The organism is Maribacter sp. X9 (assembly GCF_048537565.1).
Lineage (GTDB): Bacteria > Bacteroidota > Bacteroidia > Flavobacteriales > Flavobacteriaceae > Maribacter.
Genome location: NZ_CP183215.1, coordinates 2,322,258 through 2,335,099, shown reverse-complemented (window position 1 = coordinate 2,335,099; position 12,842 = coordinate 2,322,258). Strand labels below are relative to the sequence as shown.

4 protein-coding genes are annotated in these 12,842 nt (G+C 41.7%); 3 read left to right on the top strand and 1 reads right to left on the bottom strand.

Going from position 1 to position 12,842, the window contains the following annotated elements; genetic code table 11:
- Positions 1-205 precede the first annotated feature (205 nt).
- The gene (locus ACNR9Q_RS09980) at positions 206-6,565 is read right to left on the bottom strand and encodes a PKD domain-containing protein (RefSeq protein ID WP_419211071.1); all 6,360 of its coding nucleotides are present in this window, start codon (positions 6,563-6,565) and stop codon (positions 206-208) included.
- Positions 6,566-7,031: 466 nt separating this feature from the next.
- On the opposite strand from ACNR9Q_RS09980, the gene ACNR9Q_RS09975 reads away from it, so the two are divergent.
- The 3 genes from ACNR9Q_RS09975 to ACNR9Q_RS09965 all read left to right on the top strand — a co-directional run bounded on the left by ACNR9Q_RS09975 (position 7,032) and on the right by ACNR9Q_RS09965 (position 12,721).
- The gene (locus ACNR9Q_RS09975; RefSeq protein ID WP_419211070.1) at positions 7,032-8,570 is read left to right on the top strand and encodes an FAD/NAD(P)-binding protein; all 1,539 of its coding nucleotides are present in this window, start codon (positions 7,032-7,034) and stop codon (positions 8,568-8,570) included.
- Positions 8,571-8,693: 123 nt separating this feature from the next.
- Positions 8,694-12,053: a PQQ-dependent sugar dehydrogenase gene (locus tag ACNR9Q_RS09970; RefSeq protein WP_419211069.1), complete on the top strand. Its 3,360-nt coding sequence runs from the start codon at positions 8,694-8,696 to the stop codon at positions 12,051-12,053.
- Entirely contained in the window at positions 12,050-12,721 is a 672-nt protein-coding gene (locus tag ACNR9Q_RS09965; RefSeq protein WP_419211068.1) for a hypothetical protein, read from the top strand. Before ACNR9Q_RS09970 ends, ACNR9Q_RS09965 begins: the two co-directional genes overlap by 4 nt.
- The last annotated feature ends 121 nt before the right edge of the window (positions 12,722-12,842 follow it).

Sequence of the window (12,842 nt, the reverse complement as noted above, 5' to 3'; positions counted from 1 at the left end):
TGAGGGAACCGTTAAAAGTAATTTTTAGTTCAATGAACTTGGAAAAATAGATTTAGAAATCGACAAAACCGATATTTTGTTCGATTAGGAGCATTAAATCATACCAAGGGGATATCCTAGACTTATTACCGAAATATAAAATTGAGCGTTCAATAAAAAAGGCCAATATAAATATTGGCCTTCTATAATTACTTAAAATTGATAATTAATTTCTTACGATTATACGCTTACTAATTGGTTCTGAGGATTCAAACATAATAGTAATAACATATGATCCATCTCTTAAACCATACAAAGGAATCCTATAAATACCTTGTTCACTATACGCTTCAGATTCCATAAACATATGAATCAATCTTCCTCCCATGTCATGAACCGTAAAACCAACGACCGTTTCTTTCTCAAAACTATTATTTATATAAACATTAGCATATTCAGAAGTAGGGTTTGGAGCAATAACTATCTCTAATTCATCTAAAGAATTAGGTCCATTATCTATAACTTCAATAGAAATACTTGTCTCATTAGTCAATCCACCGGTATCCGTCACCGTTAATCTTACCTCATACGTTCCTGCAACAGTAAAGGTATGCTTCGGGTTCGCCTCTGTAGCAGTAACGCCGTCACCGAAATCCCATAGGTAGGTCAGCACATCCTCGTCCGTAGAAGCCTCTCCTGTAAATGAGACTTCCCCGTCAACCCCGATCTCCGTTACATCGGAGGTGGCCACGGCCGTCGGGGCCGCGTTCACCGCATTTACCGTTATGGTCAAGGTGTCGGTATCGGTCAACATATCCGCATCGGTTACCGTCAAGGTTACGGTGTAACTGCCCGCCGTGGTGAAGGTGTGTACCGGATTCTCCTCCGTGGACGATGCGCTCCCGTCCCCAAAGTCCCAACGGTACTCCTTTATAAGGACATCGTCCGTCGAACCCGCACTCGAGAACGCGACCTCCAAGGGGGCATCCCCTTGCGTTACGTCACTGCTCGCCACGGCCGTCGGGGCTCCGTCGACCGCGTTTACCGTAATGGTCAAGGTGTCGGTATCGGTCAACATACCCCCATCGGTTACCGTCAAGGTTACGGTGTAACTGCCCGCAGTGGTGAAGGTGTGTACCGGATTCTCCTCCGTGGACGATGCGCTGCCGTCCCCAAAGTCCCAACGGTACTCCTTTATAAGGACATCGTCCGTGGAACCCGCACTCGAGAACGCGACCTCCAAGGGGGCATCCCCTTGCGTTACGTCACTGCTCGCCACGGCCGTCGGGGCTCCGTCGACCGCGTTTACCGTAATGGTCAAGGTGTCGGTATCGGTCAACATACCCCCATCGGTTACCGTCAAGGTTACGGTGTAACTGCCCGCAGTGGTGAAGGTGTGTACCGGATTCTCCTCCGTGGACGATGCGCTGCCGTCCCCAAAGTCCCACTGGTACTCCTTTATAAGGACATCGTCCGTGGAACCCGCACTCGAGAACGCGACCTCCAAGGGGGCATCCCCTTGCGTTACGTCACTGCTCGCCACGGCCGTCGGGGCCGCGTTCACCGCGTTTACCGTAATGGTCAAGGTGTCGGTATCGGTCAACATACCCCCATCGGTTACCGTCAAGGTTACGGTGTAACTGCCCGCAGTGGTGAAGGTGTGTACCGGATTCTCCTCCGTGGACGATGCGCTGCCGTCCCCAAAGTCCCACTGGTACTCCTTTATAAGGACATCGTCCGTGGAACCCGCACTCGAGAACGCGACCTCCAAAGGGGCGTCCCCTTGCGTTACGTCACTGCTCGCCACGGCCGTCGGGGCCGCGTTCACCGCATTTACCGTTATGGTCAAGGTGTCGGTATCGGTCAACATACCCCCATCGGGGCCGCGTTCACCGCGTTTACCGTTACCGGTCAAGGTTACGGTGTAACTGCCCGCAGTGGTGAAGGTGTGTACCGGATTCTCCTCCGTGGACTGTACGCTCCCGTCCCCAAAGTCCCACTGGTACTCCTCTATAAGGACATCGTCTGTGGAACCCGCACTCGAGAACGCGACCTCCAAGGGGGCGTCCCCTTGCGTTACGTCACTGCTCGCCACGGCCGTTGGCGGATATCCCGTAAACCTAAATTCCCATCGAATGGAATCACTGCCATCATTCAATTTAACAATTACATTTCCATCAGGTTCAGTTCCCAAATAATGTCCGCTGAGTTCACTAATTAAATAGAACGTACCATCACCGGCATCTACAATCTGCCATAATTGAGCGTCGCTGCCATTGCCTTCATATTGCCAAATATTGGCTCCGACAGCTATAGAAGCTCCAGAGACGTCCAAATATCGGCTACTGTGAACGGCCCTTAAAGAATATAAAGTATTTCCCACATATTCTAAAGCAAAATGTTGGTTATCCAAATTTCCATAAGTACCTTCAGCAATATTGGCTTCGTCTAAAAGGCTAGCATCGGGAACTTGTAGGGTTTCACCACTTGCTCTATTTACCACCCTATAAATTCCATTAACAGGAGCACCTACTCCTCCTCCATCATCGTCAGAATTGTAGCCTTCAATAATTGTATAAAAACCAACATAAGCCGGGTCGCTTCTTGCTCCATCTACGGCAATCTCTATGTCAAAATATTGAACCCCATCTATTTCCGATTCATCAACACCCGATACCATAACCTCTTGAGGCTTATCCCAATTTTCAACCGTAAATGTCAATTCCTGCGGATCAAGACGAAACTCATCAGCATTGTTCAATGCTGTAAGTGTGAGTACTACGTCTTGTGATGGAGCCCCATCTAACACCACGGTAATTGAATCCGTCTTTCCATCTTCTGAAACCACCACAAGTTCTGGGTTCACCGTTAGACCTAAATTTAAAGGACCGCTAGGTTGCTCAAATTTCCATCGAATAGTATCACTACCGTCAGATGTCCTCACAATTACATTTCCATTAGGTTCCGTACCCAAATATTTGCCCCCGGCTTCGCTCACCAAATGGAAGGTACCATCGCCGGCATCCGCGATACGCCAGAATTGTGCATCAGAATCCCCATCGTTATCCTCGTACTGCCATACATTGACTCCAGCCTGGTTGCCGCCTTGGGCTACATCTAAATATTTGCCGCTGTGGACCACGCTTAACTTATAAATTTGATTTCCGACATATTCCAATTCAAAATGCTGATTGTCCAGTCCTTGGTAGGCGGACTCGGTAATATTGGCCATATCTTGAATACTACCATCTGGAACCTGTAGGGTCTCGCCACTAGCATAATTGAAAATCCTATAAATGCCCAAGGCCGGTGGGCCAACGCCACCACCATCATCGTCAGAATTATAACCTTCTATAGTTGTCGTAAATCCAGTATATAAAGGGTCACTTCGTGTTACATCAACGCTTATTTCAACGGTGTAATATTGTACCCCGTCCACGTCATTGTCATTTACTCCTTTAATTTCAACACTTTGAGGAATATTCCAGTTAGCAGGGGTAAAAACGACCTCTGTATCTAATAGTGAAAATTCATCGGGATTGTTGATTCCATTCAATAAAAGGGTGACATCACTTGTTGGCGGACCATCCAATACGATACTAATCTCATCGGAAGTTCCATCCTCAGAAGTCACCAACGGTTCTTCCTCTGCTGTTATTCCTAAATCAAGTGGTGAATCTATCGGTAAGAACTGCCATCTAAAAATATCGCTACCATTGTCAGCTGCCACTACCACGTTCCCATTAGGTTCAGTACCCAAAGCATATCCACTGAGCTTGCTCACTATACGGTACGTATCATCACCTGCGTCCAATATTTCCCAAAGTTGGGCATCCGTACCGTTACCGGTATACTGCCAAATGTTGGCACCATTGACCATAGAGGCTGAAGCCACATCAAGATATTTGTCACTATGTACAGCTTTCAGCTGGTGATAACCACCAAAAGCATTCTCTAACATAAAATTTTGATATTCAAGACCTATATAACCGCCTTCAGCGATATTGGCCATGTCTGCTGTACTGGCATCAGGGACCTGCAAGGTTTGCCCAGAAGCTCGATTTACAATTCTATAGATCCCTTCTACGGGAGCCGGTGCGGGTGGCTGCAACTGGTTAATCCATTCTTCTATAAGTTGTACTCCTTCCGTATCCACAATACCTTTGGCTAAAGGTGGCATCTTAATACCCTCGGCTATACTATTAGCCCTATGATACAATTGCGATTTAGAAGCATCTCCTGGATAAACAATCTGTTGATCAGGAGCCATAGCCGGTATCGACTGGTTTATTCCAGCATTATAAAGTCCTGTCTGTGATAATGTATTAAAGAGTCTTAAATCAAAATCCCCTCTATTACCAGTAGCCGGTTGATGACAATAGGCACAGTTGTTATCCAAATAGGAACGAGCTCTTTCATCCAAACTAGCGTTTAGGTCATCAATAGCCTTATGTGTAAGATAACCTGGAGTGTCGTTATCAGTGATGTCTTCGCTTAAAATACCTAAAGAACTCAAGGTGACCAATTGGTTCCCTATGGTTCCCCCTTTATCCTCATAATCAAAATCACTGTTCAAATTACGGGTTCTAGGTCCCAAGGTACCGCCCAAAGCCGGATTATGACAGTTTATACATTGCGCATTTGACGGATATAACCAATCTACGGTTTCTTGAACCCCTGCCCTAACTACATTGAAACTTGCAGTAGCACCAGTAGCCATGTCCACGAGCGTTGCATCTGTCTCGGCATCATTCCATTTATAGGTAAGAAAGTAAAATTTTCCATCCGTACCCTTTATTGAAAAACGGGTCTCGATTTTGCGTGTATTCGGAGGGTTATTTTCATCAATAGGAAAATCAAATTGTTTGACCAAAACAGAACCGATGGGGAATTGCCAATCTCCATTTTCAGACCATTGTATCTTTTCTGCCGGAGTATCATGGGCGCCATTATTAGGAATGGCCATCCAACGGGTCTTGATGGCTCCATCCGACCAAAATGATTCAATCATCTCATAGGGAATAAAACCTTCGTTTACACTCAATTCCGCTATATCCGAAAAGTCATTATTATTTCCAACCTTAAAAACTCCTGTTTGCGAAAGTAGAGGGGGTGCAGAATTGATATCGAAAGATTCCTTTAACTTAAAAATTCCACTATCACCATGATTACCGAGCCTAAGCATATAAAGCTCTCCACTACTATCTTGCCCAAAAGAAATGATTTCACCAGGGCCAACGCCCAAGTTTTCCTTTGCCCCGCTCTGGGTATCTATAGCAAATAATTGGTTGGTAATATAGTCTCCTGCAATATAACGGTTTTGGTATTGAGCTATGGAACCATGGTAAACATAGCCCCCGATGATAGACCATGCCTCGTCTCTAATGAAATCCGTCAAGGGAGCTGTGTAGACAACCGTTGCCGCGTCAGGATAAGGGCTTGCCGTGCAAGGGGTCCCTGCTCTTTCGGGTATGGTGAAGCCCTCATTCCCTTCTTTGAAGGGCCAACCGTAATTGTTTCCAGCGGTAGCGGAATTGTTTTTGAGAACATTAATTTCTTCATGCGTACCTTCTCCAACCTCTCCTATATATAAATCACCGGTAGCTGAATCCATGGTTAAACGATGTGGGCTTCGGTGCCCGATGGTATAATATTCTTCAAAAATGTTTCCTGCAGGATCATTGAAAGCATTATCATTTGGAATGAAATAGTAAGCCCCTGACATTTCCTGACCGTCAGAATCAGGATGGGTGTTCCCCACTCCGGGGTCCTGTAAAAACCTTCTGGGAATATGACTAGTGGTACCACCTACCATATCTACATCGAGACGCAACACCCCACCGTCTAGATTGTTCTCAACATCCTGGGCATTGGCGTAAGTGGCCTGGTCCCCTGTGGAAACGTACAAAAAGCCGTCAAGTCCAAAAGTCATACCCCCGCCACGGTGGGTAGTATTGTACAGTTCTCGTTGAATCATTGTCTCACGACTCCCCTGAACATATTTCATGGTCGTTGGATTTACGCGAAAACGTGCCAACACCAGATAATTTCCACTGTATACTTCAACACTACAACTGAAGTCTTGTGGATCTCCTAGATTATTATTTGTGGCATTAGTAGTATAATACACAAACATAAAATTCTTTTCAGGATCCACGCCAAATTCAGGGTGTATTGCCAAGCCCAAAAAACCACCATCCCAAACGGCCCCTTCATTACGATCCCCTACTTCAGCTGACCAATTTACAACCAGTGTTTTTTGTGCCGTTGCATTATCGTCCTCTACAGAATAAATTTCACCATTTAATTGCCCGATAATTATCTTATTGTCGTGAGGTAAGGGATTAAAGGTGATGGGAGAATCAAAAGTGAGATTAGGAAATGCGGGTTCGTAGGCAGGGCTACTCACCCCACCTCCAGGAAAAGAAGTATTCACCGTTAAATTAAAAGGCTCCGGAGCGGTCATGCCGGGTCCAAAAAACATAGGACCAAACCCCGTAATTAATGCCGTAGCCCCAACAATACCAATAGTTAAGAATAAATTTTTAAGGGATTTCCCTTTTTGTTCGTATTTTTTTTTCATCATAATGTAGTAAAAATCGACAGGATACTATTTCAGCTTACAAAAAAAACGCAATTACCTGTCTTGTAAGATTAATCTCGTTCAAAAGGTGTTTAAAAACGATTAATATCAATGGCGCAAATGTACTTTAAGCAATGAGCAAAATGAAAGCACTAGACGTTAAAAATTTAGTCCCCTTACAATATTTAATAAATAAACACGTTTTAAATGCTGAAATTGGAGGAATGGCAGAGTGGCTTATTGCAACGTACAATTTATTTGTACGTAAGGTTAACGCCTTCGAGGGTTCGAATCCCTTCTTCCTCCGCTAATAAAAGCCTGTTTTACAGGCTTTTATTTTTTTATTAGTAAAATCTAAACAATTAAAGGGCAGATTATCGATTATTTAAGAGCTTAAACAAATTTCGTGGATTAGCTATTGAATTTCCAACATAATTAAGCAACTTTACACCCCTAATACATATAAATCATGTCAACAAAAATCGCATTTATCGGTGCAGGAATTGCCACCAGTTACACTTTGATTCCTTTACTAGAGAATTTTGATGAAAAAAGTGATTTAAAATTAGAGCTTCTAATTATTGACAAGAGCAATGATTTTTTTAAAGGGATGCCTTATGGAGAAAGATCCGGCAAGTCAGTTCTTCTGATACAAGATTTAAAAAATTTCATTACAGAACCCCACCGAGCACACTTTAAAAATTGGCTTGACCAAAATATAGACGAACTTTCAGAAGTATTTATAAAAAGTGGAGGTTCGTATGCGAAAGAATGGGTAGATAAAAATAGTCCCTTATACCAAAAAGGCGAATGGGATGATTTATATATTCCAAGATTCTTTTTCGGCGAATATATAGAACAAGAGGTTAAAAAACGGATTGAGCGATTAGTCGAAGAAAATAGAATACATGTTAAATATATTCGAAAAGAAACAATAGCGATTACGAAAGAAAATGATGAATTTACCATTCAATTTGAAGATAATAGCAAGGTAAAAACTGATAAGGTGATTCTTTCTGTAGGTTCGTTACCTTATAAAAAATTGTTCGATGCCGAACTAAAAAATAAGAAAACCGCATTGTACATCAAAGAGCCTTACGGACTTGGAATGGAGGAAAACATGACACAAATCACTACCTTTATACGTGAACGTAAAAAAAATAACCTCCCTACAAAAATTGCCGTTCTTGGGGCGAATGCAAGTGGTTTGGAAATGATCTATAAAATCTGCGACAAATTGCCCATGAATGAATTCGACACCTCTTTCAAAACCCTTTCCTCACACGGGGTAATGCCAGATGGTTCATTTGATACGGTTAAAGCTAAAAATTTCAAGGCCAATCATTTATTGTCTCTTTTAGAAGAAAAATCATTGACTGCCGATACTATTGCCCAAGCAGCACATAAAGACATTGACGAAGCCGAAAAACAAGGCTTGGGGGCGGCTACTACTGTAGGTATTATTTCTAAAGGGTTTGGAGATCTATTACCTAAATTAAGTAAGGAAGAACTCTTGAATTTTGCTTGCTTCCACGGGAACCAAATTGGTAGAAGGCAACGGTGCGCTGGTAATCATTATCTCTCTGTAGTGAACGAGCTATCTCACCGTGAACGGTTTGAGCATATCAAAGGTCGTTTTATCGAACTTGATGAAAATTCAGAAGGTTTGAGTTTGACTTACAAAACAAATGGAGGCTCAAATTTCAAAGAAGTAAGTGAAACGTTCAATATTGTAATCAATTGCCTTGGAAGCGTCGATTTGACTTCAGTAGGTTTAACTCCTTTTTTCAAGGCCCTGATTTCAGAGGGTCTTTGTGAACCAAATCCGTCCAAAATCGGTTTCAAAATAGATGAGAATATGCAAGCTACCGAAAACTTTTTTATAGCCGGACCTCTTTTGGCCGGCAATCAAATAGAAGAGAGAATTTTCTGGCATCTGGAACATTGTGCTCGAATCATCTGGTCAAGTTCAGTGCTTTCAAAGAAAATCATAGCTAGTCTTAACTAAATAAACTACCCCATTATTCGATAACTTCATTTTTTAGAACTATTTTTTTAAAGTTTTAGAGAAACAGATGGCTCTTGGGAATTGTATATTTGCGGCTGCGAATAATATAATTCCATAGCCCCCATGAACATTACTACATCAAGATTTATTCTGCCATTTATTTTTTTATTGGTTTTCATAGCAAACGGACAAGTCTCTTATCAGAATGCTTTCCCAAACGTATCTTTTAATTTTCCAGTAGAAATCCAAAGCTCTATCGACGGATCGAACAAATTGTTCATCGTAGAACAAACCGGTAGAATAAAGGTTTTTTCAAATAACAATACTATAAAGGCCGCAGGAGTAACCACTTTTTTAGATATTTCATCAACTGTTTCCTACAGCGCTGGTCAAGAAATAGGATTATTGGGTATGGCCTTCCATCCAAATTATGCGACCAATGGCTATGTGTTCGTCTACTATATAGACCGTCCTAGTAATTACAGGATCAACATAGTGCGCTATAAAGTCAACAGTTCAGATCCAAATACACTAGACCCTTCTTCACAAACGATTATAGCCCAGTTCACAAAGAACCAAGGTGATTCTAATCATAACGGTGGAAAAATAGCATTTGGCCCCGATGGATACCTATATATATCTATTGGTGACGGCGGAGGTGGTGGAGACCCTCAAGGTAATGGACAAAATCTAAATACTGTTTTTGGTAGTTTACTTCGAATCGATGTGGACGTAGATGGAAACAATCCATTAGAAAGCAACCCAGATTTACCCAATGGCAATTACGAAATACCATCAGACAATCCAAGGGTCGGTCAAACAGGCCTAGATGAACTATATGCATGGGGCATACGAAATACTTGGAAATTCTCTTTTGATGCTACAGGGAAACTATGGGGAGCGGACGTGGGTCAAGGAGATTTTGAAGAAATAAATTTGATAACCAAGGGAGGAAACTATGGCTGGAACAGATTTGAAGCCAATTCACAACCTAGTTTTGGATCTGGTACTTCTTTGGTTACAACACCTGACATAAAACCTATTTTTTTCTATGACCATGATCACGGTGACGTATCCATTACAGGTGGTTATGTCTACCAGGGTAGTTTGGCAAATTCAGTGCTTCAGAATAAATATATTTATGCGGACTATGTATCGGGAAGGGTTTGGGCCTTAGGTTATAACGAAGCTAATGGAAGTACCGACAACCAGCTCTTATTCAGGACCAATGGTGAATTGATTTCATCATTTGGAGAAGATGAATTAGGGGAATTATATTTTGCAGGATATGGTTCTTCAGCTAAAATTTTTAAACTTACAGGAGAAAAGGCCGAGCCGACTACAACACCTGTCAATGGTGTTGGGGAATGGAGGAATCTATCTTCTGGAGTCAATGGTACGGTAGAAACAATAATAGAAGCAGAAAATAACAAAATATATGTTGGCGGGTCATTTAGAAGTGCAGGGAGCATTGGGGTCTCTAACTTAGCCATTAGAAATGACGACGGTACTTGGGAAGCTTTTGGAGAAGGCAGCAACGGCACTATTTTTTCACTGGCCCTTGCTCCGAACGGAAACCTATATGCTGCTGGAGAATTTTCCCAAATAGGCGGCATTAGTGCTAATAACATTGCTTTTTGGAATGGAACTTCTTGGTCATCTTTGGGTACTGGTACCAATGGCCCTGTTTCCAAAATAGCGTTCGATTCTATGGGTAACTTATTTGTAGGTGGAGTCTTTACGGAGGCTAACGGAATTACGGTCAATAATATCGCCCAATGGAAGAATGGGATATGGGGTGCATTGACCGACTCATCGACAGGAATCACTGGAACAAACAATGAAATAAGGGCAATTGCCTTTGATGAAAATAACACCTTATATATTGGTGGTAACTTTGATACTGCCGGGGGAAATTCTGCAGCCCGTATCGCCCAATGGGATGGTGTCAATTGGTCGGCACTGGGACCGGGAACAAGTGGGTTCGTTCAAGCCATCGAAGCCAATGCTGATTATATTTATGCTGGCGGGAACTTTACAGTATCGGGTTCACAGACCGTTAATCGTATCGCTCGCTATAATCGATCGACCAAACTTTGGGAAATGCTCGGTAATGGACTAAGCGGCAATGTAAATAGTTTAAAAGCCAATGGAGAATATTTATATGTAGCGGGAACCTTTGAGACAGCAAGTGATGATGGAAACACCAATAAGATCGTGAATAATATTGCCCGTTGGAGTACTGATGAAGGTTGGCAAGCATTAGGACCAAATACAACGGTAGGGGTAGATAATAGGGTGAATTCTCTCACGTTTACTAAAAATAATACCGAACTGATAGCTGGCGGGAATTTTGCGACAGCAGGTTCCGTTTCTGTCGGTAATATAGCAACATGGGCAGCCGTATTCTGTACAGATGAGAGCATAATCCCGAAATATCAGATAAATGGCGAATGGTCTAATGGCAACAACGCTATAACCGTTACAGAAGGGGACCAGCTGATCCTAAGTATTTTATCCAATGATACTCCTTTTACGATAAAACTTCCCAATGGTTCGATCATAAATGGAGAGTACAACCTAGAAAACATACAGACGGAACAATCTGGAACCTATCTCTTCACCACCGCAGAAGGATGTTCTAAAAGTTTACAAATTATCGTTAAAGAAGCTGATGCAGATAATGACGGAATTTTAGATAGTAAGGATAATTGTCCCAATACTCCATCGGGAGAAACGGTAGATGAAAATGGATGTTCAATTTCGATTTTTCCAGCGGACCAGTTTAAGATTACCTCGACAGGAACTTCGTGCATCACTACAAACAATGGATTTATCTTGATCGAATCTAAAACAACCGATCCTTTTAGTGCAACTATAAGCGGACCTGAAAAAGAGGAATCCATCGAATTTTCGGAATTATTAAAAATCGACAATTTAAAAAAAGGAACCTATACGCTGTGTATAACCTCAACAAACTACCCCGATTATAAAAATTGTTCCAAGATTATAATCAGTGAGCCTGATCCTCTTTCCGTTCAGTTAGAGGTGAATTCTTTAACCAATAGTGTTTCTTTAAAGATGAGCGGAAGTAAAGGCTACACGGTAAGCATCAATGGAAAAAGTACACATACGAATAGCAATGAAATAAACCTGCAGCTTTATGAAGAGGTCAATACGGTTTCAGTTGTTTCTGATCAACTTTGCCTAGGTAAATTTGAAGAAACCATTCTTTTAGAAAATGCAATTTTAATCTATCCCAATCCTATAGCGAACGACCTTAAGATTGACACAAAATCATTAACTTCGGAATTCATTGAAATCAGTGTTTTTAGTGAAACCGGAGTTTTACTGAGACTGGAAAATTATAAAGTAAATCAATCTCCTATTACATTAGATATGAGTTCTCTATCTTCCGGAATTTATTTTTTGAGATTAAAAGATGCTAAAATCAATAAATCATTTAAAATCATAAAGTCATGAGAAAAATTTTAATCCTCATGATCACAGGCTCTTTAGTTCTGTCTTGCGGTATAGACTCAGATGTATTGAACAATGACGATAAGAACATTTCGATCAATCTTATTTTTCCCGAAAAAGACTCTGAATGTACCGAAGGTATTCTTGTTTCCGACACTCAAAGTGAATTGGTTTTCAGATGGGAGGACATTAATGAAAATGGACCTTACGTGGTACATCTTACCAAAAATTCAAAAGAAGAAACCTTTGAAAGCAATGATACAGAATTAGCTATTACCTTAGACCGTGGTATTGCTTATAGTTGGTACGTAACAGGTACAGTCAATACAACGAGTGCGAGTTGGGATTTTTACAATGCTGGTCCGGGGCTTGAAGCCTCGATTCCATTGCCCGCTTCTGCCGTTTCCCCTGTTTCAGGAGCATCTATCTCCCAGACGAGTACTACCGTAAACCTTGTTTGGAAGTCAGAGGACTTTGACGATGATATTATTGGGTATGACCTATATTTTGGTGAAGCCATGGATTCTCCCCTATACGAAACCGATATTAATGAAACTAGATTTAATGGTATTCCTGTTACTGCCGGAAAGACTTACTATTGGAAAGTAATTACAAAAGATAGTATTGGTAATGAATCGGAATCTCCTATTTTTGTTTTCACCGTAGGATAAATATATTTTAAAGTTAATAGTATTTTATTCGATTCTTTTGTAAATAGTGCTTTGACATACGGGTTTATTTAAAACGTTAAAATTCACAAAACCTTAAAATCAAAACAACATAAAAAAGCCC